Source organism: Pseudomonas sp. 06C 126, from assembly GCF_001855215.1.
Lineage (GTDB): Bacteria > Pseudomonadota > Gammaproteobacteria > Pseudomonadales > Pseudomonadaceae > Aquipseudomonas > Aquipseudomonas proteolytica.
The window spans coordinates 1-23,915 of record NZ_MIFU01000110.1; the positions used below are offsets into that span (position 1 = coordinate 1).

Here is a 23,915-nt window from a genome sequence, read left to right on the forward strand (position 1 = left end):
GGCAATGCGGGGAGTCAGGTTCACAGCGTTATCGTTAGCGACCTTCGCGAGCAAGCTCGCTCCTACAAAATACCGGCAGGCGTCCAACCCCGCCCACTGGTAGGAGCGAGCTTGCTCGCGAAAAACCTCAGGGCAACGCGGGGAGTCAGGTCCCCCGGGTTATCGTTAACGACCTTCGCGAGCAAGCTCGCTCCTACATGGGGTCAGGATTGTTGGCGTTCGGCCTTGGTCTGCGCCACTTTATCGCGCAGGTAAACCGGCGCGGCTTGATCGGCGGGGACTGCCTCGCCGCGCTCCCAGGCAAAACGCGCCAGGGTCAGCAGGTCTTCGGCATGGGGCAGCATCGCGGCATCCTGGCCGACCGTGGGCACGGCGATACGCTCGCCATACCCCCACCCCGTACCGGCGCCAAACCAGTCACCGCTGGCATCCGCCGGCAAGGCAGCGGCCTCGGGCGGCTGCACGGCCTCGACACCGACCAGGCGCATCTCACCACCGGTTTCGCGGTAGCAGCCCCAATAGACTTCATCCATCCGCGCATCAATGGCTGCCGCGACCTGCGACGCACCATGCTCACGCAGGGCACGCTGTGCCAGCACTGCCAGGTTGGACACCGGCAACACCGGCCGCTCCAGGGCGAACGCCAGGCCCTGCACCACACCAATGGCGATACGCACACCGGTGAACGCACCCGGGCCACGGCCAAAAGCGATGGCGTCCACCGCCGACAAGGTGGTGCCGGCATCGAGCAATAACTGCTTGATCATCGGCAGCAGCTTTTGCGCGTGCAAGCGGGGGATCACCTCATAGTGGCTCGTGACCTTGCCGTCATGCAGCAGGGCAACGGAGCAAGCTTCAGTCGCGGTGTCCAGGGCCAGCAGGGTGCTCATCGGTGTGGGTGTCCAAATCGAAAAAAAGTGCGCCAGTATAAACAACAACGGCCCGCAAGCGGGCCGTTGAACATCAAGCCGATCGTCAGATCAGTTCAGCGCTTGCAGCACCTTGGCGGTGATGGCTTCAACCGAACCAACGCCTGGGATGTGGCTGTATTTCGGCTTGCCCTGGGCAGCCGACAGCTTCTGGTAGAACTCCACCAGCGGCTTGGTCTGGGAGTGGTAGACCGACAGGCGATGACGCACGGTTTCTTCGGTATCGTCTTTGCGCTGTACCAGGTCGTCACCGGTTACATCATCCTTGCCAGCCACTTTTGGCGGGTTGTAGACGATGTGGTAGACGCGGCCCGACGCTTCGTGAACGCGGCGACCGGCAATACGCTGGACGATCTCTTCATCTTCAACGGCGATTTCAACCACGGCGTCCAGTTCAACGCCCGCCTTCACCAGGGCTTCGGCCTGGGGAATGGTGCGTGGGAAACCGTCGAACAGGAAACCGTTCTTGCAGTCTTCCTGGCTGATGCGTTCCTTGACCAGGTTGATGATCAGGTCATCGGAGACCAGGCCACCGCTGTCCATCACGCTCTTGGCGATCAGGCCCAGCTCGGTGCCGGCCTTGACGGCAGCGCGCAGCATGTCGCCAGTGGAGATTTGTGGAATGCCGAACTTTTCAGTGATGAACTTTGCCTGAGTACCTTTACCGGCCCCGGGAGCTCCCAGCAGAATGACGCGCATCGATGTGCTCCTCAATTTTTTATAGAGATGACGCTCGGATTCGCCGCGTGGGGCCAATCTCGTAGAATATGCTCGTAAAAATACGAATCCAGGCCGCCCAAACGGCCAAAGGCTGATCAAGATACACAGCGAGCCCTAACCACACAAGCCGCCAAAAGTCGGAAGAACCCGCACCACACAAGCCTTTTGGTCGCGGTATCCCTTGGTGCAACCCCGACACAAAACCGCCGGCAGAGCCCTTTCGGGTCAACCGGCGGTTTTGTGTGCAAGCCCTTGAGAACACGTCAGAAATGTCAGCCGGTATTACGCAGCCCGGCGGCAATACCGGCCACGGACACCAGCAGCGCCTGTTCCAGAGGGCTGTCCTGTGTCGCTTCCTGCTGGCGGGACCGGGCCAGCAGTTCGGCCTGCAACAGGTGCAACGGGTCGAGGTAGGTGTTGCGCAGGCGGATGAACTCCAGGGTGTCGGGACTGTGCGCCAGCAACTGCGATTGCCCGGTCAGGCCAAGCACCACCGCGCACGCCTGCGACAATAGGTCGCGTAAATGCGCCCCCAGTGGCAGCAGGTCAGGCTGCACCAGACGCTCGTCATACAGGCGGGCGATATCGGCGTCGGCCTTGGCCAGGACCATTTCCAGCATGTCGATACGGGTGCGGAAGAACGGCCACTGTTCGCGCATCTGCCCCAGCAACTCGCCTTCGCCACGCTCCAGGGCCTTGCTCAAGGCCGCTTCCCAACCCAGCCAGGCCGGCAGCATCAGGCGGGTCTGGGTCCAGCCGAAAATCCACGGGATCGCCCGCAGGCTTTCGATGCCTCCCGCACGGCGCTTGGCCGGGCGACTGCCCAGGGGCAAGCGGCCCAGCTCCTGTTCGGGCGTGGACTGGCGGAAGTACTCGACGAACTGCGGATTTTCCCGCACCACGGCGCGATAGGCGCTGACGCCATCGGCCGCCAACTCATCCATCAAATGCCGCCAGGCCGGCTCCGGTGGCGGCGGTGGCAACAAGGTCGCCTCCAGCACCGCGGCCAGGTACAGATTGAGGTTCTGCTCGGCGATGTCCGGCAAGCCGAACTTGAAGCGAATCATCTCGCCTTGCTCGGTGGTGCGAAAACGCCCGGCGACCGAACCCGGCGGCTGCGACAGAATCGCCGCGTGGGCCGGGCCGCCGCCACGGCCAACGGTGCCACCGCGCCCATGGAACAACAACAGTTCCACCTGCTGCTCGCGGCAGATATCCACCAGGCGCTCCTGGGCCCGGTACTGGGCCCAGGCAGCAGCGGTGGTGCCAGCGTCCTTGGCCGAATCCGAATAGCCGATCATCACTTCCTGCGGGCCTTGCAACCGCGCGCGGTAGCCGGGCAACAGCAACAGGCGTTCGATCACCGGGCCGGCGTTGTCCAGGTCGGCCAGGGTCTCGAACAACGGCACCACGCGCATCGGCCGCTGCACCCCGGACTCCTTGAGCAGCAACTGCACCGCCAACACATCGGATGCCGCGCCCGCCATGGAGATGACGTAGGAACCGAGGGACGCCGCCGGCGCAGCGGCAATTTCCTTACAGGTATTGAGCACTTCGGCGGTGTCGGCCGAAGGCTTGAAGTAGCCTGGCAACAAGGGGCGACGGTTGGCCAGCTCCTTCATCAGGAAGGTGATGCGCGCATCTTCGTCCCAGTCTTCATAGCGGCCCAGGCCCAGGTAATCGGTGATCTCGGTCATCGCCGCCGAATGCCGGCTGGAGTCCTGGCGCACGTCCAGGCGTACCAGGAACAGGCCAAACGTTACCGCACGGCGCAGGCAATCAAGCAGCGGGCCGTCGGCAATCACTCCCATGCCACAGGCGTGCAGGGACTGATAGCACAACTCCAGCGGTTCCAGCAGGTCGCGGTTGTTTTGCAATACATCGGCCGGCGCCGGGGTGCTGCTGGTCAACGCCGCATGCGCCCAATTGCGTGTGGCGCGCAGGCGTTCGCGCAGTTGCTTGAGCAAGGCCCGGTAAGGCTCGACGCTGTCACCGACCTTGGCCTGCAACTCAGGGCTGGCCTGCTGCATCGACAGTTCGGATGCCAGGTGATCGATATCGCGCAAGTACAGGTCCGCAGCCATCCAGCGCGCCAGCAACAGCACTTTGCGGGTCACGGGTGCCGTCACGTTGGGGTTGCCGTCGCGGTCACCGCCCATCCACGAGGCAAAGCGGATCGGTGCCGCCTCCAAGGGCAGGCGCAGGCCGGTGGCGGCGTGCAAGGCTTGATCGGCTTTGCGCAGGTAGTTGGGGATGGCATGCCACAGCGAATGCTCGATCACCGCGAATCCCCACTTGGCCTCGTCCACCGGAGTGGGCCGGGTGCGGCGAATTTCTTCGGTGTGCCAGGCTTCGGCGATCAGCCGTTGCAAACGTTGGCGAATCTGCTCGCGCTCAGCGCTGGTCAGGTCACGGTGATCCTGCAAGGCCAATTGTGCGGCGATAGCGTCGTATTTCTGGATCAGCGTGCGGCGCGCAACCTCGGTCGGGTGGGCGGTGAGCACCAGCTCGATTTCCAGGCGCGCCAACTGCCGGGCCAGGGATTCGCTGCTATGGCCTTCACGCTGCAAGCGCGCCAGCAACTCGGGCAGTACCCGCGATTCGAACGGGGCCGGCTGTGATTCATCGCGCCGGTGAATCAGTTGATACTGCTCAGCGATATTGGCCAGGTTGAGGAACTGGTTGAACGCACGCGCCACCGGCAGCAACTCGTCTTCTTGCAACTGGTTGAGGCTGGCACTCAGCTCTTCGCCGGCCGCCGCCTCCGTGGCGCCACCACGGCGATCGGCCTTGGCGCCTTTGCGAATCTGCTCGATCTTGTCGAGGAACTCATCACCGTACTGCTCTCGAATCGTGTTGCCCAGCAGCTCACCCAGCAGGTGAACATCTTCACGCAAACGTGCATCGATATCGCTCATCAGCCAATCTCCAGCCAGGAATCCGGGACGCTTTGATCTGCAAGAGTGCCGATCAAGGCGCGGTCTTACAAGCGATGTTCGGCAGCGACGCGCTTACAACTTTGTGGGTTGCAGCTAGTCTCAAGGGTACGTCGTGGCGTTATCCACGCCGCGACCGGTCACTCATCACCGCCCGCTACCCTGGGCATAACTGAGGTTGCCATGAAAATCCGAGAACTGGCCCAGCAATGGGAAGAAACCGCCAAGGGTCGCCTGACCAAGACCGAATATGCCATCCACCTGGATGTAGAGGCCGCCGCACGGCTGGCGGCCATCCGCGAGATGTACCCCAAGCGCAGCACCGAGGAATTGCTCGGTGAGCTGATCGGCGCCGCCCTCGAAGAGCTGGAAGCCAGCTTCCCCTATATCCGGGGCCAGCATGTGATTGCCACCGATGAAGAGGGCGATCCTTTGTATGAGGACGTGGGCCCAACCCCGCGCTTCCTGTCGCTTTCACGACGCTACCTGCAGGATATGTCGGGCATGCCTGACGATCAGAAACACTGATAAACATCCGCTGAAAAACACCATCCCCCCGGCTACCGGGCCTTTTATAGGCCCGGCATACCTCTGCGCATGGCAAAAGTTCCGATTTTTAAACGCTGACCCTTCAGTCAGATTTGTTCAGATGTTTTTTCGGGCAAATCGCCATCTTTGGCTGAACTATTCAAAAAAGCCTCGGGTCACAGCCAGTAAGCCATCACTTGGAACAGGCGTTTGAAAAGGCAAACTGAGCTTCACCGCCAAAACGCAGACGCTGAACACCGTAGATGGATTTGATGTTTTTCAGGAGTTATCCAATGGAGTTGAAGACGATGAAGACCAGCACTGCCAAATCCTCGTTTAACCACCTGCGCGGGCTTAAATTGGCCGCGTTGGCAATCGGCACCAGCTTCGTCCTCGCGGGCTGCGCCGGCAACCCGCCGACCGAGCAGTACGCGGTGACCCAATCGGCCGTGAACAGCGCCGTCAGCGCTGGCGGTACCGAATACGCTGCCGTGGAAATGAAAGCTGCCCAGGACAAGCTCAAGCAAGCCGAGCTGGCCATGCATGACAAGAAGTACGACGAAGCCCGTCGTCTGGCCGAACAGGCTGAGTGGGACGCTCGCGTTGCAGAGCGTAAGGCCCAGGCTGCCAAGGCTGATCTGGCGCTCAAGGATTCCCAGAAGGCTGTTCAGGAGCTGCGTAACGAAGGCATGCGTCCTGCTGTGATCCAGCAGAAGTAAGCAGCGCCCTTGTTTGCATCGCACCCGAAATCGAATTGAAAGGACGACACCATTATGCGTAAACAATTGATGATCCCTGCCCTGCTGGCGATGAGCGTTGCACTGGCGGCCTGCTCCACACCGCCTAACGCCAACCTGGAAAATGCACGGACCAATTTCTCGGCCCTGCAAGCCAACCCGCAAGCGACCAAAATCGCCGCCCTGGAAACCAAGGACGCCAGCGAATGGCTGGACAAGGCCGACAAGGCCTACCGCGACAAGGAAGACGAGAAGAAGGTCGACCAGCTGGCCTACCTGACCAACCAGCGCGTTGAAGTCGCCAAGGACACCATCGCCCTGCGCGAGTCCGAAGCCAAGCTGAAAAATGCCGGTGACGAACGTGCCCGCGCCTTGCTCGAGGCCCGTGACGCGCAGATCAAGCAACTGCAAAACAGCTTGAATGCCAAGCAGACCGAACGCGGCACCCTGGTGACTTTCGGTGACGTGCTGTTCGCTACCAACAAGGCCGACCTGAAATCCAGCGGTCTGATGAACATCAACAAACTGGCGCAATTCCTCCAGGAAAACCCGGATCGCAAAGTAATCGTCGAAGGCTACACCGATAGCACCGGCAGCGCGGCCTACAACCAGACCCTGTCTGAGCGCCGTGCCACTTCGGTACAGGTTGCGCTGATCAAGATGGGCGTTAACCCAAGCCGCATCGTGACCGCAGGCTATGGCAAGGAATACCCGATTGCCGATAACGGCAGCGTTTCGGGCCGTGCCATGAACCGTCGCGTTGAAGTGACCATCTCCAACGACAACCAGCCGGTCAAGCCACGTTCTTCGGTGCAATAACCGCCTGACGTCTACCGGTCTGAAAGCCCTGCCTGAGTTCCAGGCAGGGCTTTTTTTTGCAAAAGAAACACCTGCCGACCGGTTGCTTGCGGTTAGCCGAAGTTGACCGGATTGTTGTTCTCCTGCGGCATCATGTTCTGCATACCCTGCTGTTTTTCGCCATTCATCTGTTTGCGTGGCGAGTCTTGCTCATCCCCTTCGCCGGCGCCCTGAGAGCCGCCTGCACCACCGGCACTGGCCAACAGCATCTCCAGGAGCTTTCTCAAGGCTTCAGGATCCGTTTTGCCCTGCTGCTGAGCACCGCCCACGTCCTTGCCGACCATGTTGCCGGAATCACCAAGGCCGCCGCCGCCGAAATTACCAAACCCGCTAAAACCACCTATTCCACCAATACTCATCGCGATACTCCACCTAATTGAGGGTTGCTTGTCAGCGGTGCTGACCCCCCAATCAGTGGCTTCATACAGAATGTGGTTCCAAAAATTACCGGTTTGCTTACTGCTCCAGCTGTGGGGTTTCCTGGCCCATGCAGCGCACTGCCTGCTTCTTGCTGTTTACCAGCACACCCGTCAGCCCCTTTTGCTCGGTGTCGAACAACACCAGCACGCCATCAACGCATTGCGCCACCTGGGGTGCCGGGGTCAGGGAGACTTTATAGTCTTCGCCGGGCACGGTCTTGAGCATGGTGTAGTCGCTGAGCAGCAACGCATCCTCGGGCTTGGCGAAGTGCAGGTAACCGTAGTACCACAGGCAACCCACGGTGCCGATGATGGTGCCGATGCCGGTGAGGATCAGGGGGATCATGTTGCGTTCTTCGCTCATTGCGGACTCTCTGATGGTTCAACTTGAGGATTGGCGGCCGCCGGGTAATTGGGGATCTCCCCCAGGCGGCGCAGGCCATTGAAATGCTGCGGGTCGTCAAGGTAGCGCAGCATCACGGTTTGCCAGGTCTTGTCGGCAAAGGTCTGCACATGCCCACCCCGGGTCAGTTGCAGCACCCTGGGCGGCGGCGCAGCTTGATACAGACGGATGCCGTTGGAAAGCGGCACGATCGGATCATCCAGACTGTGGAACAGCAGTTTCGGCACGCCGGTCAGCTGTGGCATGCCGTGGATCGCGCTGTCGGCGTCCGGCACCAGCCATGACAACGGCACCTGAAACGGCCATGTTAGCCAGGAAGTACTCAGGGCGAATTGCCCTACATCACGATAACTGGCAGGCACCCCGTCCAGCACCAGCGCCTTGAGCCGGGGTTGGCGCGCAGGGTGAGCCGCCAGGTAATGCACCGCCAACGCCCCGCCCAGGCTCTGGCCCAGGACGACCAGCGGCTGGCCCTGGGCCTCGGGCGCCTGGTCGAGCCACTGGAAAGCGGCATCCAAGTCCTGGTAGATGGCCGGCAATGAAGGTTTGCCTTGCGATACGCCATAGCCGCGGTAGTCCAGCATCAGCACTTGATAGCCCTGGGCCGGCAACCACCAACTGCCCCCCAGGTGCCCGGACAGGTTGCCACCGTTGCCGTGCAGGTGCAGCACCGTGCCCTTGAGCGGCACGCCGGGCTTGGCCGGTAGCCACCAGGCCCGCAGCTGCACGCCGTCGGCGGTGGTCAGGGTGACGTCACGGTATTCCAGGCGCGCCTGTTGCGGGGTAAAGGGCAGGCCGGGCTCGGGGTAGAACAACAGCGAGCTGCAGCCATTGAGGGTCAGAAGCAGGCATAGAATGGCGAGCAGTCTCATCCGTTGAAACCTCGTAAGTGGGTGAGGACACTGTAGGAGCCGGCTTGCCGGCGATCGCAGTCTACCCGTGATACAGCCTTGTCTGGCGGATCGCTATCGCCGGCAAGCCGGCTCCTACAGTTGATGGGGTGGGTCAGAGGATGTTGGAGTAATCCGCCTCGATCCGATCCAGGCTCAGGTGGTTGAGGAAGTTTGAGAAGCACATCCACGCCGACAAGGCGTTCATGTCGCGGAACTGGTCCGGCAGGTATTTAGGCGGCACCACCAGGCCTTCGTCCACCAACTGGCGCAAGGTGCGCATGTCTTCCAGGGTGGTCTTGCCGCAGAACAACAGCGGCACCTGCTCCAACTTGCCTTTGCGCACGGCCAGCTGGATGTAGTTGTAGACCATGATAAAGCCCTTGAGATAGGACAAATCCTTGGTAAACGGCAGGCCCGTCGGGGTCGAGCCGCGGAATACCCGGCTGGCATTGCCGTAGCTCTCGGCCATTTCAAAGCCCTGCTCGCGGAAGAACTCGAACACCTGCAGGAAATCAGCGCCCTCTTCCACCATATGGATCGCACGGGTGCGGTTGGTCAGCTTGCGCAGGCGGCTGGGGTAGGAGGCGAAGGTGATGATCTCCATCAGGATCGCCAGGCCTTCCTGGGTCACGGTCGACGACGGTGGCCCCTTGGACAGGAAGGTGCAGATCGGCTGGTTCTGGCCATTGAGGGTGGTGCCCACGTGAACCAGCCCCTCGTGGACTTCCAGGGCCCGCACATCGCGCTCGTTGAACATCGCATCGGCGCGGATCTTGATGTAGTCGGCCCCCGCCGCTGCGTCGGCCACGATGCCGTCGGACTCAAATACGCGGATGGTTTCCTCGGCCTCGCCAAACACCTTGTTCAGGCGGCTTTGCAGCAGGCTCACGGCGTCCTTGGCGGTCAAGGTCTTGGCTTCGTCCTTGAGGTCGCCACGCCCGTCGATGTTGTTCAGGTAGTCGGAAAGCATCAGGCCCAGGTCGGCCAGGGTCGGGTCGCCGGCATGGAATGCATCGGACGCGGCGCCGTAGAGTTCCTGGGAAATCAGGCCGAAGTCCTCGGTACCACGGGCTTCGAGCATGCGCACCACCATGCGGTATTCCTTGCACATGCGCCGCATGATCTGCCCGACCGGATTGAACTGGCCCAACTGGCGGGTGATATCGCGCTCGATGTTCTGGAACTCCAGCTTCACCTTGCTCGAATCGAACGACAGTGGCCGGTTCAAGTAATAATCGCGGTCCACCGCCGGCATGTGCTTGCCCTTGCCCTGGAGGAAGCCCTTGCGAATGTTGTCGTCCCACTTCACAGCGTCGAGGACGCGGATCGGTGTTTGCGCCAGCACAATGCGATCGGACAAGGTGCGTATCGTCTGCTGGTAATCGTCCACCCGGTGCTTCCTCTTTAAACGTTATTTGCCCACGCGCTGATAGCGCACGGCTTCGACAAACACATCGGCGTTGGCCGGATCATCCAGGTAAGCCAGGACCTGACTCATGGGGCTGTCGACCAATGTCCCGTCGCCCTCGACCGTCTCTACGCTGCTGCCCGTCAGGATTTTCTGCGCGATGGCCTGGTTGATCGCCTCGGGATCGAGGTTATAGACCACCAGTTCGCGGGCATCATTGAATTCGAAGCCGGCCAGGATAAAGTGCCCGCCGAGCTTGTCCGGCAGCGGCGCCGACAGGTACCAGCGGTTGCCGTGACGGGACACGCTGAACAGGTATTCGTCGCGCTTGACCGGCTTGGTCTGCGAGGTGCTCACCGCCTTGTAGCGACGCTCGCCCGCGCGGCTGATCTGCAGGTTGAGCGGTTCGCCCCAGGCGTTCTTGCTGGCCCACTTGCCCAACAGCGCCTCAGGCGCAGCCTCGCTGGCCGGCAAGGGCTCCTTGAAAGTTACCAAGCAACCACTGAGCAACAGGAACGACATTGCGACTACCAGTACACGCCAAGCTTTCATCGGACACTCCAGCAATGAGCGATCTTCTGTAGGCGCGAGCTTGCTCGCGAAAAGCCTGAGGGCAACGCAGGGAGTCAGGTTCCCCGCGTTATCGTTAACGCCCTTCGCGAGCAAGCTCGCTCCTACATGGGCAGGTACATAGTGCTGCAAAAACCTCAGACCGAAGCCAGCACCAAGTGCATGTAGCGCTTGAGAATCTCGAGCATTTCTTCACCGGTCAGCGCCTCGGGCTCAAACAGCAGGCCCTGATATTCCATCCGACTGATAATCGCCGTCAACACTTTGGCATCCTGTTGCGGCTCACGGGAACCCAGCACCTGGAAAAACTGGCAAGTGCCCTGCAACAAAATCTGCTGGTGAGAACGGACCAGCTCGCCCAGGCGCGGGTTCAACAAGGCCTCCTGGCGAAACGCCTGCTCGGCCATCAAGTATTCGCGACGGTTAAGCAGTTGGCGCAGGACGTAATCGGCGGTCAGGCGCGCAATATCATCGGCCAGTTGCGAGCGCGACTCGGCACTGCCATCTCCGTAGGCCACCATTTCTCGCAACAAGCCTTCGTTGCGCACCCACAACTTGCCCATGAACGCGGCACTGCGCTCCACATACTGGGCAAAGGTGTCGGTGAGCAGGTCGTCGATATCCTTGAAATAGTAGGTGGTGGCCGACAGCGGCACACCGGCCTCTGCCGCCACCGCCCGATGGCGCACGGCCCGCACGCCATCGCGCACGACAATACGCATGGCCGCGTCGAGAATATCCTGGCGACGCTGCTCGCTGCCCTGGCGGCTGGCCTTGCGGCCCTGGTACTGAACACTCTCTGCCACGGCGGCAGCGATGCCAGCGGCGCCTTCTTGAGCCATTACGCGCTTCACGAAAGATCGTCCTCTCACTCAACAAAAGTCTGGCGCCGTATGCTTGACGTTAGTACAGGCCACACAAAAAAGCCGCCTTATAAAAGGCGGCTTCGGCATTCGCTAAGACTACGCTTGTGGCCGCATATGCGGGAACAAGATCACATCGCGGATCGACGGTGAGTTGGTCAACAGCATCACCAGACGGTCGATACCAATACCTTCACCAGCCGTTGGCGGCATGCCGTACTCCAGCGCGCGAACAAAGTCGGCGTCGTAGTGCATGGCTTCGTCGTCACCGGCGTCCTTGTCGGCTACCTGGGCCATGAAGCGCTCAGCCTGGTCTTCGGCGTCATTCAACTCGGAGTAGGCGTTGGCGATTTCGCGACCACCGATGAACAGCTCGAAACGGTCGGTGACGTTCGGGTTGTCATCGTTGCGACGGGCCAGCGGCGACACTTCGAACGGGTACTGGGTAATGAAGTGCGGCTGTTCCAGCTTGTGCTCCACCAGTTCTTCGAAAATCATCACCTGCAGCTTGCCCAGGCCTTCGAAGCCCAGGACCTTGGCCCCGGCTTTCTTGGCGATGGCACGGGCCTTGTCGATGTCGTTCAGGTCGTCAGCGGTCAGCTCAGGGTTGTACTTGAGGATCGAATCGAACACCGACAGGCGCACGAACGGCTCGCCGAAGTGGAATACCTTGTCGCCGTACGGCACGTCGGTAGTCCCGAGAACGAGCTGCGCCAGCTCGCGGAACAGTTCTTCGGTCAGGTCCATGTTGTCTTCGTAGTCGGCGTACGCCTGGTAGAACTCCAACATGGTGAATTCTGGGTTGTGACGGGTCGAGACACCTTCGTTGCGGAAGTTGCGGTTGATCTCGAACACTTTCTCAAAGCCACCGACCACCAGGCGCTTGAGGTACAGCTCCGGGGCGATGCGCAGGAACATTTCCATGTCCAGGGCATTGTGGTGGGTTTCGAACGGCTTGGCTGCCGCGCCGCCCGGAATGGTCTGCAGCATCGGCGTCTCGACTTCGAGGAAGTCACGTGCCATCAGGAAGCTGCGGATGTGCGCGATCACTTGCGAACGCACACGGAAAGTCTGGCGCACTTCTTCGTTGACGATCAGGTCGACGTAGCGCTGGCGATAACGCTGCTCGGTGTCGGTCAGGCCGTGGTGCTTGTCTGGCAGCGGGCGCAGCGACTTGGTCAGCAGGCGCACGTTGGTCATTTCAACGTAGAGGTCGCCCTTGCCCGAACGGGCCAGGGTGCCTTCGGCGGCAATGATGTCGCCCATGTCCCAGGTTTTCACCGAGGCCAGGGTTTCTTCCGAGAGCGTCTTGCGGTTGACGTAGACCTGGATGCGCCCGGTCATGTCCTGGATCACCATGAACGAGCCACGGTTGAGCATGATGCGACCTGCAACCTTGACCGGAATCGCAGCTTCTGCCAGCTCTTCCTTGGTCTTGTCTGCGTATTGCTTCTGCAAGGCATCGCAGTAGTTTTCGCGGCGGAAGTCGTTGGGGAAGGCGTTACCCTTGGCGCGCTCGGCAGCAAGCTTTTCCTTGCGCAGGGCGATCAGAGAGTTTTCTTCCTGTTGCAGGGCCTGCGGATCGAGTTGTTGGTCGCTCATGTCTTTAAATATTCCATCTGGTTCGTTGTCCCAGGCCTGCGGCCGGGGATCGCGGGCAAGCCCGCTCCTACAGGGATCGCGGTTTGTCAGCGTATTACAGGCCTGACTTCAGGCTGGCTTCCAGGTATTCGTCGATATCGCCGTCGAGCACCTTGTCGCAATCGCTGCGTTCGATGTTAGTGCGCAGATCCTTGATCCGCGACGCATCGAGCACATACGAACGGATCTGGTGACCCCAGCCGATATCCGATTTGGTGTCTTCCAGCGCCTGGGAAGCAGCGTTGCGCTTCTGCATCTCCTGCTCGTACAACTTGGCCCGCAGCATTTTCATGGCGGTGTCCTTGTTGGCGTGCTGGGAACGTTCGTTCTGGCAGCTGACCACGGTGTTGGTCGGTACGTGGGTGATACGTACGGCCGAGTCGGTGGTGTTTACGTGCTGGCCACCGGCACCGGAGGAGCGGTAGGTGTCGATGCGCAGGTCGGCCGGGTTGATCTCGATTTCGACTTTGTCGTCGATCTCTGGCGAGACGAACACTGCAGAGAACGAGGTGTGGCGACGGTTGCCGGAGTCGAACGGGCTCTTGCGCACCAGGCGGTGAACGCCGATCTCGGTCCGCAGCCAGCCAAAGGCGTATTCACCCTTGATATGCACGGTCGCGCCCTTGATACCGGCGACTTCACCGGCGGACAGTTCCATGATGGTTGCTTCGAAACCGCGTTTGTCAGCCCAGCGCAGGTACATGCGCAGCAGGATGTTGGCCCAGTCCTGGGCTTCGGTGCCGCCGGAACCGGCCTGGATATCCAGGTAGGCGTTGTTCGGGTCCATTTCGTGGCTGAACATGCGGCGGAATTCGAGTTTGGCGAGGTTGTCCTCGAGACGGGCCAGCTCGGCGACGACATCGCCCACTGCGCCTTCGTCGTTTTCTTCGACGGCCATGTCCAGCAGGTCGCGGCAGTCGCCCAGACCGGTGTTCAATTCGTCGAGGGTGTCGACGATCTGCGCCAGCGCAGCGCGCTCGCGGCCCAGTTCCTGGGCGTATTCAGGTTTGTTCCAGACAGCCGGATCTTCAAGCTCGCGATTGACTTCGGTCAGACGCTCATGCTTTTGATCGTAGTCAAAGATACCCCCGAATAGTTTCGGAGCGCTCGGACAGGTCCTTGATGGTGTTAAGGATCGGGTTGATTTCCATGGCGGGCAGCACTCGTTGGCGAACTTTTGAAAGCCGGCGAGTATAACGGCAAAAGGCCGGAAACGGCAGTCCGCTTGGCCGAAAAGGCGGGGTTTGTGTGATATCCACAGACCGATAAAGAGCAAATGTAGGAGCTGGCTTGCCTGCGATGCAGACGCCTCGGTGTATCAAGTAGACCAAGGCGACGCCATCGCAGGCAAGCCAGCTCCCACATTGGGTTGGCGGTGTTCTGCGGGTTATTCGATCCCCACCTGGTTGCGCCCGTTATGCTTGGCCAGGTACAACCCCTTGTCCGCCGCCGAGATCAACTGCCGGCAATCGGTGCCCAGCAGCGGCGTCATGGTCGCCAGGCCAATGCTGATGGTCAGGCTTGCCCCGTCAGAAGGTGCGATGTGCGGGATCTTCAGCGCGGCAACGGCCTGGCGCAGTTTCTCGGCCACCAACCGCGCGCCACCCGGCGAAGTATTGGGCAGCACCAGGGCAAATTCCTCACCTCCGTAGCGCGCCGGCAGGTCCGAAGGACGGCTGCTGGCATCGCGGATAGTCGCTGCCACCTTGCGCAACGCTTCATCACCTTCCAGATGCCCGAAGCTGTCGTTGTAGGTCTTGAAGAAATCCACGTCGATCATCAGCAACGACAGCTGGGTCTGGTCACGCATGGCACGCCGCCATTCCAGTTCCAGGTACTCGTCGAAATGCCGGCGGTTGGACAGCCCGGTCAAGCCATCGGAGTTCATCAAGCGTTGCAGGACCAGGTTGGTGTCCAGCAACTGTTGCTGGCTGACCCGCAGCGCACGGTAGGCCGCGTCCCGTTGCAGCAGGGTCATGTAGGAACGCGAGTGGTAGCGGATACGCGCCACCAGCTCGATGTTGTCCGGCAGTTTCACCAGGTAGTCATTGGCCCCGGCGGCAAACGCGGCGCTCTTGATCAGCGGGTCTTCCTTGGTGGAGAGCACGATGATCGGAATGTTCTGGGTCGCCGGGTGGTTGCGGTATTCGCGCACCAGGGTCAGGCCGTCCAGCCCGGGCATGACCAGGTCCTGAAGGATCACTGTCGGCTTGATGCGGATCGCCTGGGAGATCGCCTGGTGGGGGTCGGCACAAAAGTGGAAGTCGATATTGTCCTCATGGGCCAGACCGCGCCGCACGGCTTCGCCGATCATCGCCTGGTCGTCCACCAGCAACACCATGGCGGCGTTTTCGTCGGTCTTGAAGTCGTCGAGCTGTAAATCATTCATTTGCGGTCACCTGAGTTACTACGTGCAGGCCAGGACAGCGAGTTATATCGGTCATTTTGCGAATACCTCCAGCAATCGTGGCGCAATTCTGTCCAATGGGCGAATCTCAACAGCGGCATCAATCGCCGCTGCCGCTTTGGGCATGCCGTAAACTGCACAGCTCTGCTGATCCTGAGCGATGGTCAGATAACCCTGCTGACGCATCAATTTGAGTCCCTGGGCTCCGTCGCGCCCCATGCCGGTCAGCAAGACGCCGACGGCATCGCCGTTCCAATGGCTGGCGACGCTCTCGAAAAACACGTCGATGGACGGCCGATAAATTTCGTTCACGGGCTCCGCCGTGTAGGCCAGCGTGCCGTTTTTCAGCAGCCGGATATGATGATTGGTGCCGGCCAGCAACACCACGCCACTCTGCGGGGGCTCCCCCTCACGCGCCAGGCGCACCGGCAGGCCCGAGGCACTGCTCAGCCACTCGGCCATGCCGGCGGCGAATACCTGGTCCACATGCTGCACCAGCACAATGGCTGCCGCAAAGTCCCGAGGCAAGCCCTTGAGCAGGATTTCCAACGCGGCCGGACCGCCTGCCGAAGAGCCGATCGCCACCAGGCTCTGGCGTTTGCCGGTCCCCCGTGCGGGCACCGGTTCCGCCCGCACCCGGCTGCCGCGCTGGCCGATCAGCCAGCCAATATTGAGGATCTTGCGCAACAAGGGCGCCGCCGCCTCCTTGGCATCGCCAACCCCCAGCGCCGGGGTGTCCACCACATCCAGGGCGCCATGGCCCATGGCTTCGAAGACGCGGCTGACATTCTGCTGGCGATCCACCGTAACGATAACGATAGCGCATGGCGTCTCGGCCATGATTTGCCGGGTCGCCTCGACCCCATCCATCACCGGCATGATCAGGTCCATCAGGATCAGGTCCGGGGTCAACTCGGCGCAGCGCTGCACGGCTTCCAGGCCGTTAGTGGCGACCCACACCACCTCATGGGCCGGTTCGAGGCTCAAGGCCCGGCGCAATGCCTCGACCGCCAGGGGCATGTCATTGACGATGGCGATCTTCATGCGCGTGCCCCTCCAATCAGTTCCACCACCGCATCAAGCAGGGCGTCATCATGGAAGCTGGCCTTGGCCAAGTAATAGTCGGCGCCGGCATCCAGGCCACGACGCCGGTCTTCTTCGCGATCCTTGTAAGACACCACCATCACCGGCAGCGACTGCAGGCGAGTGTCACGGCGCAACAGTGTGACCAATTCAATACCGTCCATGCGGGGCATATCAATGTCAGTGATCAGCAGGTCGAAGTCTTCGGAGCGCAGAGCATTCCAGCCATCCATACCATCGACGGCGACCGCCACGTCATATCCACGGTTAAGTAATAGCTTGCGCTGCAGTTCGCGCACGGTGAGTGAGTCATCCACCACCAGGATGCGCTTGCGCGCAGCCTCGACGGTTTGCTGGGCGCGTCGGGCAATGCGCTCCAGGCGGCCGGTGTTGAGCAACTTGTCCACCGAGCGCAGCATGTCCTCGACATCGACGATCAACACCACCGAACCGTCATCGAGCAGCGCGCCGGCAGAAATGTCCTGCACCTTGCCCAGGCGATCATCCAGCGGCAACACCACCAGGGTGCGCTCGCCGATAAAGCGTTCCACGGCAATCCCGTACACCGCTTCGCGCTCGCGGATCACCACAACCTTGAGGGTGTCCTGGCTGGTCTGCCCGGGCGGGCGCTGCAACAGCTGGCTGGCCGCGACCAGGCCGACATGCCGGCCCTCGTGCCAGAAATGCTGGCGGCCTTCCAGTTGCACGATTTCGTCGGGTTCCAGGTCGCACATGCGTTCGATATGGGCCAGGGGGAAGGCATAGGCTTCTTCGCCGACTTCCACCACCAGGCTGCGCACCACCGACAGGGTCAACGGCACTTCCAGATGAAAGCGGCTGCCCTGCCCCGCCGTCTGCTCCAGCACCACCGCGCCGCGCAATTGGCGGACCATGTGCTGCACCGCGTCCAGGCCGACGCCGCGCCCGGAGACCTCAGTGACCTTGTCGCGCAGGCTGAAGCCCGGCAAGAACAGGAAGGTCAGCAATTCCTCTTCGCTCAGGCGCAAGGCCGTTTCCAGCGGCGACAGATTGCGCTCGACAATACTGGCGCGCAGGCGCTCCAGATCGACGCCGTTGCCGTCATCGCTTAATTCCAGCACCAGCAGGCCAGCCTGGTGCGAGGCGCGCAGGCGGATCAGGCCCTCGGCCGGCTTGCCCGCCAGCAGGCGCTGCTCGGGCATTTCGATGCCGTGATCGACGGCATTGCGCAGCAAATGGGTCAGCGGCGCTTCAAGTTTTTCCAGGACATCGCGGTCCACCTGGGTCTTTTCGCCTTCGATTTCCAGACGCACCTGCTTGCCCAGGCTGCGGCCCAGGTCACGCACCATGCGCACCTGCCCCGCCAGTACATCGGCAAACGGCCGCATGCGACACGCCAGCGCCGTGTCATACAGCACCTGGGCACGCTGGCCGGCCTGCCAGCCGAATTCATCGAGCTCGGCGGTCTTTTCTGCCAGCAGCAACTGCGCTTCGCCCAGCAGGCGGCGGGCATCGCCCAGGGCTTCCTGGGCTTCAAGGCTCAGGTCGAGGGTCTTGAGTTGGCCATCGAGGTTGTCCAGGGCCCGGGCGCCGTTGCTTTGAATGCGTTTGAGGCGTTGCAGGCTGGACAGGTACGGCTTGAGTCGCTGGGTTTCCACCAGGGACTTGCTGGACAGGTCCAACAGGCTGTTCAAGCGCTCGGCCGTGACCCGCAAGACCCGTTCGCCGCCTTCGGTCATGCGCTTGTTCTGGCGCGGCGCTTCACTGCCCAGGGGCGGCGCGGCCTCTGGTTCCGGGGGCAACAGCAGCGATTCTTCAAGGGACGGCAGCGGCTGCGCAAGCAGCTCCGGCACAGGCGGCGGTGCAACCACTTTGGCCGTGGGTTGCGAGGGGTCCAGCAAGCGCTCCATCAGCGCCACGTACCCCTCGATATCGGCCGGGCCCACGGTATTGCCCGGTGTGGCAATGCGCATCAGCAGGTCAGTGCCCTGCAACAACGCGTCGATATGTTCGGGTTGCAGGTACAAGCGGCTTTCCTGGGCGCTGACCAGGCAATCTTCCATCACGTGGGCAACGCTGACGCCGGCGTCGACTCCGACAATCCGCGCCGCGCCCTTGAGCGAATGCGCCGCGCGCATGCAGGCTTCAAGCTGGTCGGCCTGGGTCGGGTTGCGCTCCAGGGCCAGCAAGCCGGCGCTGAGCACCTGGGTCTGGGCATCGGCTTCCAGGCTGAACAGTTCCAGCAGCGAGGCGTCGCGCATCTGGTCGGGGGTCATGACAGGCTCCGGGTCACGGCAGACAGCAGTTGCGCCTCGTCCAGCCAGCGCAGGCTGCGGCCTTTGAACTGCAACACACCCTGGGTATAGCGGGCACTGGCCTGGGTACCGGACGCAGATGCCGCTTTGAGGGTGCGCTCATCAATGGCGTGGATACCATCCACTTCGTCCACCGGCACCACCACCGGGCCATCCTGCGCGGCGATGATCAGCATACGCGGCATGATCCGCCCACCGCTGGGGCCGCCGGCGGTGCTGTCGAGCCCCAACAACTCCACCAGGGACAGGCAGGCCACCAGCGCACCGCGCACATTGGCGACCCCGAGCAGCGCCCGGGAGCGCTGGTGGGGCAAGGAGTGGATCGGCTGCAGGGGCGCTACTTCCACCAGGCAACGGGTGGCGATGCCCAGCCACTCCTCGCCCAAGCGGAACATCAGCAATGAACGGGTGGCGACCTCATCATCGGCCTGCGCGGCGACGGCATGACGATGGTCTTGCTGCGCCAAGGCATAACGATCCAGCAGGCGGGTGGCGGCTGCGGAATACACCGCGCAATTGCGGCAGTGGATATGCTCGGCCAGCAACGGGCAGGACTTGTCGCCGTGGATCCCAATGCGGTTCCAGCAATCATCGATAGCCTGGGTATCGGCAACCGTCAGGTCCAGGTCGGTATCCGGGGATGCAGAGCTACTCATCGTTTACGCTCACTGTCAGCGGCTCGCTCGCTGCGGGCAGCACGGGCTTGCAAGCGCCGCGCCCCCGCCGTATCGCCCTGGGATTCGAGCAGCGCGGCCAGGTGCATCAAGGCCTGCGGATGCTGGGGTTCCAGGTACAAGGCTTTTCGATAATACCCCTGGGCTTCGAGGGCGCTACCCGCCACGTCACTGAGCAGGCCCAGCCAGTAGAAGACCTGGGCCGCCGGTGGATGGTTTTGCAGGTAACGCTCGCAGGCAGCGCGGGCCTCAAGGCTTTTGCCTTCATTGGCCAGGGTCGCGATCTGACCGAGCAGCTGCGCCGCATCCGAGTGCACGGGCGCAGGCTTGATCGGCACCACCGGCGCCGCGAATGCGCTGAAGGGTCGGGGCTTGCTCGGAATCGGCGCGGCGCTGCGCTGGGGCGCCGGAGGCGCTACGGGGATGTAGACCGGATCGGGTACCGCTTCGGCATGACGGCTGAAGGCAAATGACTGCGGCACACCAATCGAGCGCATGCCCAGGCGTCCCAGCAGGCTGCCTTCGGCCGGGCCGATAAACAGCACGCCGTCGACATGGGTCAGGCCCTTGAGCACTTCAAATACCTGCTTCTGGGTCGGCTGGTCGAAGTAGATCAGCAGGTTGCGGCAGAACACAAAATCATAGGTGGGCTCGTTGGCCAACAGCTGCGGATCGAGCAGGTTGCCCACCTGCAGACGCACCTGTTCACGCACCCGGTCGCAGACACGGTAGCCATCCTCTTCGGCGCTGAAATGCCGCTCACGAAACTCGATGTCCTGGCCACGGAAAGAATTCTTGCCATACACCCCACGTCGCGCCCGCTCCACCGACAGTGGGCTGACGTCCATGCCTTGCACCTTGAACTGGTGAGGCGAAAGGCCCGCATCGAGCAGGGCCATGGCGATGGAATAAGGCTCTTCACCGGTGGAGCACGGCAGGCTGAGGATGCGCAAGGCGCGCATGTGCTTGATCTCGCCCAGCCGCGCCACCGCCAGCCGCGCCAGGGTGGCAAAGGATTCGGGATAACGAAAAAACCAGGTCTCGGGGACGATGACCGCTTCGATCAGCGCCTGTTGTTCATCGCCGCTGGTTTGCAGGCGCTGCCAGTATTGATCGGCACTCAGCCCCTGCAACGCCTGGCTGCGCTGGCGCACGGCGCGCTCGATAATCGCCTCGCCCACCGAGGCGACATCCAGGCCGATTCGCTCCTTGAGGAAGTCGAAAAAGCGTTGGTCATTGCTCATCACGCCTCCCCAACAATCAGGTCGGGGGCAAACAGCAAGGCGCGGACCTCGGCGGTGAGCAGATCGGCGACGCCGATCCACTGTGTCAGGCCCTGTTCGTCTTCGCGCACCGGCCCCAGGTACGGCGCTTGGCGATTGTCCAGGCCATAGGGTTGGAAATCCGCCGGATCGCAGCGCAGGGTATCAGTCGCCTGTTCGAGGATCAGCCCCAGCCAGCGCGACTCCAGCCAAGCCTCTGGACGATAGTTGACCAGTACCAGCCGTGTGCTGGTGCGGGCCTGGGCCGGCGTACCAAAGGTCAGGGCGCTGAGGTCGATCACCGGCACCATGTTGCCGCGATGGGCAAAGATCCCGGCGACCCACACCGGCGCATGGGCGATGGGCTTGAGCGGCAGGCGCGGCAACACCTCGGCCACTTCCGTGGCCTTGAGGGCGTAGCGCTCGCTGCCGATATGAAACACCAGGAACAAGGCTTTTTTGGCTGCCGCCGCCACGCCGCGTTTCGCCGCTGGATCACTCATCAGACTTTGAAACGCGACACGCCGCTGCGCAAACCCACCGCAACCTGGCTCAATTCATCAATGGCAAAGCTGGCCTGGCGCAGCGACTCCACGGTCTGGCTGCTGGCGTCGCCCAACTGCACCAGCGCATGGTTGATCTGCTCGGCACCCGTGGCCTGGGCCTGCATGCCCTCGTTGACCATCAGCACCCGCGGCGCCAAGGCCTGGACTTGGTGGATGATCTGCGACAGTTGCTCGCCCACTTGCTGCACTTCGAACATGCCGCGACGCACTTCTTCGGAGAACTTATCCATGCCCATTACCCCAGCCGATACGGCGGACTGGATCTCGCGCACCATCTGCTCGATGTCGTAGGTGGCCACGGCGGTCTGGTCTGCCAGGCGCCGTACTTCGGTGGCCACCACGGCAAAGCCGCGTCCGTACTCACCGGCTTTCTCGGCCTCGATGGCGGCATTGAGGGACAGCAGGTTGGTCTGGTCGGCCACCTTGACGATCGTCACCACCACCTGGTTGATGTTGCCGGCCTTCTCATTGAGGATCGCCAGCTTGGCGTTCACCAGATCGGCGGCGCCCATCACCGAGTGCATGGTTTCTTCCATGCGGGCCAGGCCTTGCTGGCCGGAACCGGCGGCCACCGAGGCCTGGTCGGCAGCGGTGGACACTTCGGTCATGGTGCGCACCAGGTCCTTGGACGTGGCCGCGATTTCCCGCGAAGTGGCACCGATTTCGGTGGTGGTGGCGGCGGTTTCAGTGGCGGTGGCCTGTTGCTGCTTGGAGGTGGCGGCAATCTCGGTCACCGATGTGGTGACCTGTACCGACGACCGCTGGGCCTGGGAAACCAGGGCGGTGAGCTCGGTCATCATGTCGTTGAAGCCGGTCTCGACGGCACCGAACTCGTCCTTGCGGTCCAGGTTCAGGCGCTTGCTCAGATCGCCGGTACGCATGGTTTCGAGGATATCGACGATGCGCTTCATCGGCGCCATGATCGCGCGCATCAGCAACAGCCCGCACAGGGCAGCGGCGAGGATCGCGAGGAGCAGCGAAACGCCCATGCTGATTTTCGCCGCGGCCACGGCGCCATCGATGGCGGCGGTGGCGTCATCCGCAACTTTTTTGTTCTCGTTGATGATGTCGTTGAGCTTCATACGGCCTGCGGTCCAGGCCGGGGTCAGTTGCTCGTCGAACATCTTGACGGCCTCGGCCTCCTTGTTGGCCAGGTGCAGTTCCAGCACCTGGGCCAGCACCTGGTTGTACTTCTGGTGCAGGGTTTCGAAGGTGTCGAACTCGGTACGATCCTGGTCGATATTGATGGTCTTGGCGTAACTGGCCATATGCTGCTCAAGGCGCGCCTCGAACGTCTTGTAATCCTGGCGGTCAGCATCGGAAATGCCCTGGTGCTCGCGCAAACCGATCAATTCCTGGGTCTGCAGGTAGCTGTCGACCCAGGCGCTGCGGATCATCGAGCTGAAAAACACCCCCGGCACGGCGTCGTCGCGCACCGAGTTTTCACTCGTTTCGATCTTCAGCAACCGTGAATACGAGACCACAACCATCAGCAGCATGATGGCGATAATGACCGCAAAGCTCGCCAATATGCGTTGGCGCAAGGTCCAGTTCTTCACAGTATTTCCTCGAGGGCCGATCAAATGCCGGGGAGTATAGCTGAGGCCGTGCCATCATTTATCAATGGGTTGTGGCCCAAGTCTCAAGGAATACAAAAACACCCCGCAACCTGTCCGGCTGCGGGGTGTGTTTTTGTGCGGGGCGGGTCAGAGCGTGGCTTGGCGTACCTGTTTTTCCAGTTCCGTCTTAAGCCCCGGTTCCAACTTGAGCTGGCGGGCCAGTTCGTCGAGGTAGGACTTCTCCATGAAGTTTTCCTCGTCCACCAGCATGACGCTGGCGATGTACATTTCGGCGGCCATTTCCGGGGTGCTGGCGGCGCGGGCTACATCAGCCGGGTCCAAGGGTTTGTTGAGCTCGGCATGCAGCCAGTGTTGCAGCTCCTGGTCGTTGTCGAGCTTGACGAACTCACCTTCGATCAAGGTGCGCTCGCGCTCGTCCACATGGCCATCGGCCTTGGCCGCGGCCACCAGGGCCTTGAGAATTGCCTGGCTGTGCAGCTCGACCTGGGCCGGTGGCAAGCGGTCGAGGGTCTGTGGCTCGCCTTTAGGTGCGCCGGCCTGTTGTGCCTGCCAGTTGCCATAGGCCTTGTAGGCAATTACGCCTAGTGCTGCGAGACCGCCATAGGTGAGGGCTTTACCGCCAAAATTGCGGGCTTTTTTGTTGCCCAGCAGCAGGCCCATGGCCCCGGCGGCCAACGCCCCGCCACCCGCGCCGCCCAACAGACTGCCGAGCCCACCACCGCCGAGCAGGCCGCCCAGTGCGCCTTTGTCATCGCCTTTACGTTGACCGCCCGCCTTTTTTTGCAGCATGTCCTGGCCGGACTTGAGCAACTGATCAAGCAATCCACGGGTATTCATTCATAGCCTCCAGAAACTTGGGTTCATAGGTTTAATAGGCTGTCAGCGTAAAACTAAGTGCCAATATTCCTGGATATAGAGTGCTTCCAGATGTAACTCAACTGGGGTTGGGGTTGGGGTTGGGTACATATCCGTTGCTGCGGTTACGGCCACTTAGGGTTCCGCCCTTACGGCGGGTCACTTTGGAAAAGCCCCAAAGTAACCAAAGGGCTCTTGCCCCACCACTCGGTGCCTCGCCTAGGCTCGGCATGCCCGCAGTCAGGCATTGCTCCGTGGGCCCGCCGCGATCGGCCATCCATGGCCGTGT

Annotated in this window: 22 protein-coding genes; 3 read left to right on the forward strand and 19 right to left on the reverse strand. The window is 61.8% G+C overall.

Going from position 1 to position 23,915, the window contains the following annotated elements; genetic code table 11:
- Positions 1 to 203: 203 nt before the first annotated feature.
- The 3 genes from tsaB to ppc all read right to left on the reverse strand — a co-directional run bounded on the left by tsaB (position 204) and on the right by ppc (position 4,567).
- Complete coding sequence (gene tsaB, locus BHC62_RS22000; protein ID WP_029300153.1) at positions 204 to 890, reverse strand: tRNA (adenosine(37)-N6)-threonylcarbamoyltransferase complex dimerization subunit type 1 TsaB; 687 nt, start codon at positions 888 to 890, stop codon at positions 204 to 206.
- 90 nt (positions 891 to 980) lie between these two features.
- On the reverse strand, positions 981 to 1,628 hold the full coding sequence (adk, locus tag BHC62_RS22005; RefSeq protein WP_029300155.1) for an adenylate kinase: 648 nt from the start codon (positions 1,626 to 1,628) through the stop codon (positions 981 to 983).
- Between the two features lie 293 nt (positions 1,629 to 1,921).
- Entirely contained in the window at positions 1,922 to 4,567 is a 2,646-nt protein-coding gene (gene ppc / locus BHC62_RS22010) for a phosphoenolpyruvate carboxylase (RefSeq protein WP_070996166.1), read from the reverse strand.
- A gap of 201 nt (positions 4,568 to 4,768) precedes the next feature.
- On the opposite strand from ppc, the gene BHC62_RS22015 reads away from it, so the two are divergent.
- From BHC62_RS22015 to BHC62_RS22025, 3 genes are all read left to right on the forward strand, one after another.
- A complete protein-coding gene (locus BHC62_RS22015) occupies positions 4,769 to 5,113 on the forward strand; it encodes a pilin assembly protein (protein WP_070996167.1) in 345 nt (114 codons plus the stop codon).
- Positions 5,114 to 5,406: 293 nt separating this feature from the next.
- Complete coding sequence (locus tag BHC62_RS22020) at positions 5,407 to 5,832, forward strand: DUF4398 domain-containing protein (protein WP_029300159.1); 426 nt, start codon at positions 5,407 to 5,409, stop codon at positions 5,830 to 5,832.
- 54 nt (positions 5,833 to 5,886) lie between these two features.
- A complete protein-coding gene (locus BHC62_RS22025; RefSeq protein WP_029300161.1) occupies positions 5,887 to 6,669 on the forward strand; it encodes an OmpA family protein in 783 nt (260 codons plus the stop codon).
- Positions 6,670 to 6,761: 92 nt separating this feature from the next.
- On the opposite strand, the gene BHC62_RS22030 is transcribed toward BHC62_RS22025, so the two are convergent.
- The 16 genes from BHC62_RS22030 to BHC62_RS22105 all read right to left on the reverse strand — a co-directional run bounded on the left by BHC62_RS22030 (position 6,762) and on the right by BHC62_RS22105 (position 23,608).
- Positions 6,762 to 7,067 (reverse strand): hypothetical protein, encoded by a 306-nt coding sequence (locus BHC62_RS22030; protein WP_070996168.1) that lies wholly within the window; start codon positions 7,065 to 7,067, stop codon positions 6,762 to 6,764.
- Positions 7,068 to 7,164: 97 nt separating this feature from the next.
- The gene (locus BHC62_RS22035; protein WP_029300165.1) at positions 7,165 to 7,491 is read right to left on the reverse strand and encodes a hypothetical protein; all 327 of its coding nucleotides are present in this window, start codon (positions 7,489 to 7,491) and stop codon (positions 7,165 to 7,167) included.
- Entirely contained in the window at positions 7,488 to 8,402 is a 915-nt protein-coding gene (locus BHC62_RS22040; RefSeq protein ID WP_070996169.1) for an alpha/beta hydrolase, read from the reverse strand. The genes BHC62_RS22035 and BHC62_RS22040 overlap by 4 nt, the downstream gene beginning before the upstream one ends.
- Positions 8,403 to 8,535: 133 nt before the next feature.
- Entirely contained in the window at positions 8,536 to 9,813 is a 1,278-nt protein-coding gene (locus BHC62_RS22045; protein WP_029300170.1) for a flavohemoglobin expression-modulating QEGLA motif protein, read from the reverse strand.
- A gap of 21 nt (positions 9,814 to 9,834) precedes the next feature.
- A complete protein-coding gene (locus BHC62_RS22050; protein ID WP_029300172.1) occupies positions 9,835 to 10,383 on the reverse strand; it encodes a hypothetical protein in 549 nt (182 codons plus the stop codon).
- Between the two features lie 155 nt (positions 10,384 to 10,538).
- Complete coding sequence (locus tag BHC62_RS22055) at positions 10,539 to 11,255, reverse strand: TetR/AcrR family transcriptional regulator (RefSeq protein WP_029300174.1); 717 nt, start codon at positions 11,253 to 11,255, stop codon at positions 10,539 to 10,541.
- Between the two features lie 108 nt (positions 11,256 to 11,363).
- On the reverse strand, positions 11,364 to 12,866 hold the full coding sequence (lysS, locus tag BHC62_RS22060; RefSeq protein ID WP_029300176.1) for a lysine--tRNA ligase: 1,503 nt from the start codon (positions 12,864 to 12,866) through the stop codon (positions 11,364 to 11,366).
- 94 nt (positions 12,867 to 12,960) lie between these two features.
- A protein-coding gene (gene prfB, locus BHC62_RS22065; protein WP_104911704.1) for a peptide chain release factor 2 occupies positions 12,961 to 14,056 on the reverse strand; the annotation gives its coding sequence in 2 pieces (ribosomal slippage) (positions 12,961 to 13,983 and positions 13,985 to 14,056; 1,095 coding nt in all).
- Positions 14,057 to 14,292: 236 nt separating this feature from the next.
- Positions 14,293 to 15,294: a diguanylate cyclase domain-containing protein gene (locus BHC62_RS22070; protein WP_029300179.1), complete on the reverse strand. Its 1,002-nt coding sequence runs from the start codon at positions 15,292 to 15,294 to the stop codon at positions 14,293 to 14,295.
- A 51-nt stretch (positions 15,295 to 15,345) separates the two neighbouring features.
- Positions 15,346 to 16,356 carry a chemotaxis response regulator protein-glutamate methylesterase gene (locus tag BHC62_RS22075; protein WP_029300181.1) on the reverse strand — a complete coding sequence of 337 codons (1,011 nt, stop codon included), beginning with the start codon at positions 16,354 to 16,356 and terminating at the stop codon, positions 15,346 to 15,348.
- Positions 16,353 to 18,650, reverse strand: a complete 2,298-nt coding sequence (locus tag BHC62_RS22080) for a hybrid sensor histidine kinase/response regulator (protein WP_029300183.1) — start codon at positions 18,648 to 18,650, stop codon at positions 16,353 to 16,355. Before BHC62_RS22080 ends, BHC62_RS22075 begins: the two co-directional genes overlap by 4 nt.
- Complete coding sequence (locus BHC62_RS22085; RefSeq protein WP_029300185.1) at positions 18,647 to 19,345, reverse strand: chemotaxis protein CheW; 699 nt, start codon at positions 19,343 to 19,345, stop codon at positions 18,647 to 18,649. The genes BHC62_RS22080 and BHC62_RS22085 overlap by 4 nt, the downstream gene beginning before the upstream one ends.
- The gene (locus BHC62_RS22090) at positions 19,342 to 20,607 is read right to left on the reverse strand and encodes a CheR family methyltransferase (protein ID WP_070996170.1); all 1,266 of its coding nucleotides are present in this window, start codon (positions 20,605 to 20,607) and stop codon (positions 19,342 to 19,344) included. Before BHC62_RS22090 ends, BHC62_RS22085 begins: the two co-directional genes overlap by 4 nt.
- A complete protein-coding gene (locus BHC62_RS22095) occupies positions 20,607 to 21,128 on the reverse strand; it encodes a chemotaxis protein CheW (RefSeq protein WP_070996171.1) in 522 nt (173 codons plus the stop codon). The genes BHC62_RS22090 and BHC62_RS22095 overlap by 1 nt, the downstream gene beginning before the upstream one ends.
- The gene (locus tag BHC62_RS22100; protein WP_070996172.1) at positions 21,128 to 22,750 is read right to left on the reverse strand and encodes a methyl-accepting chemotaxis protein; all 1,623 of its coding nucleotides are present in this window, start codon (positions 22,748 to 22,750) and stop codon (positions 21,128 to 21,130) included. Before BHC62_RS22100 ends, BHC62_RS22095 begins: the two co-directional genes overlap by 1 nt.
- A 147-nt stretch (positions 22,751 to 22,897) precedes the next feature.
- Positions 22,898 to 23,608: a tellurite resistance TerB family protein gene (locus BHC62_RS22105; protein WP_029300194.1), complete on the reverse strand. Its 711-nt coding sequence runs from the start codon at positions 23,606 to 23,608 to the stop codon at positions 22,898 to 22,900.
- Between the last annotated feature and the right edge of the window lie 307 nt (positions 23,609 to 23,915).

Excerpts from the sequence above, each read along its gene's own strand:
- tsaB (WP_029300153.1), bottom strand. The coding sequence starts at position 890 with ATGAGCACCCTGCTGGCCCTGGACACCGCGACTGAAGCTTGCTCCGTT.
- adk (WP_029300155.1), bottom strand. The coding sequence starts at position 1,628 with ATGCGCGTCATTCTGCTGGGAGCTCCCGGGGCCGGTAAAGGTACTCAG.
- ppc (WP_070996166.1), bottom strand. The coding sequence starts at position 4,567 with ATGAGCGATATCGATGCACGTTTGCGTGAAGATGTTCACCTGCTGGGT.
- BHC62_RS22015 (WP_070996167.1), top strand. The coding sequence starts at position 4,769 with ATGAAAATCCGAGAACTGGCCCAGCAATGGGAAGAAACCGCCAAGGGT.
- BHC62_RS22020 (WP_029300159.1), top strand. The coding sequence starts at position 5,407 with ATGGAGTTGAAGACGATGAAGACCAGCACTGCCAAATCCTCGTTTAAC.
- BHC62_RS22025 (WP_029300161.1), top strand. The coding sequence starts at position 5,887 with ATGCGTAAACAATTGATGATCCCTGCCCTGCTGGCGATGAGCGTTGCA.
- BHC62_RS22030 (WP_070996168.1), bottom strand. The coding sequence starts at position 7,067 with ATGAGTATTGGTGGAATAGGTGGTTTTAGCGGGTTTGGTAATTTCGGC.
- BHC62_RS22035 (WP_029300165.1), bottom strand. The coding sequence starts at position 7,491 with ATGAGCGAAGAACGCAACATGATCCCCCTGATCCTCACCGGCATCGGC.
- BHC62_RS22040 (WP_070996169.1), bottom strand. The coding sequence starts at position 8,402 with ATGAGACTGCTCGCCATTCTATGCCTGCTTCTGACCCTCAATGGCTGC.
- BHC62_RS22050 (WP_029300172.1), bottom strand. The coding sequence starts at position 10,383 with ATGAAAGCTTGGCGTGTACTGGTAGTCGCAATGTCGTTCCTGTTGCTC.
- lysS (WP_029300176.1), bottom strand. The coding sequence starts at position 12,866 with ATGAGCGACCAACAACTCGATCCGCAGGCCCTGCAACAGGAAGAAAAC.
- BHC62_RS22070 (WP_029300179.1), bottom strand. The coding sequence starts at position 15,294 with ATGAATGATTTACAGCTCGACGACTTCAAGACCGACGAAAACGCCGCC.
- BHC62_RS22075 (WP_029300181.1), bottom strand. The coding sequence starts at position 16,356 with ATGAAGATCGCCATCGTCAATGACATGCCCCTGGCGGTCGAGGCATTG.
- BHC62_RS22080 (WP_029300183.1), bottom strand. The coding sequence starts at position 18,650 with ATGACCCCCGACCAGATGCGCGACGCCTCGCTGCTGGAACTGTTCAGC.
- BHC62_RS22085 (WP_029300185.1), bottom strand. The coding sequence starts at position 19,345 with ATGAGTAGCTCTGCATCCCCGGATACCGACCTGGACCTGACGGTTGCC.
- BHC62_RS22090 (WP_070996170.1), bottom strand. The coding sequence starts at position 20,607 with ATGAGCAATGACCAACGCTTTTTCGACTTCCTCAAGGAGCGAATCGGC.
- BHC62_RS22095 (WP_070996171.1), bottom strand. The coding sequence starts at position 21,128 with ATGAGTGATCCAGCGGCGAAACGCGGCGTGGCGGCGGCAGCCAAAAAA.
- BHC62_RS22105 (WP_029300194.1), bottom strand. The coding sequence starts at position 23,608 with ATGAATACCCGTGGATTGCTTGATCAGTTGCTCAAGTCCGGCCAGGAC.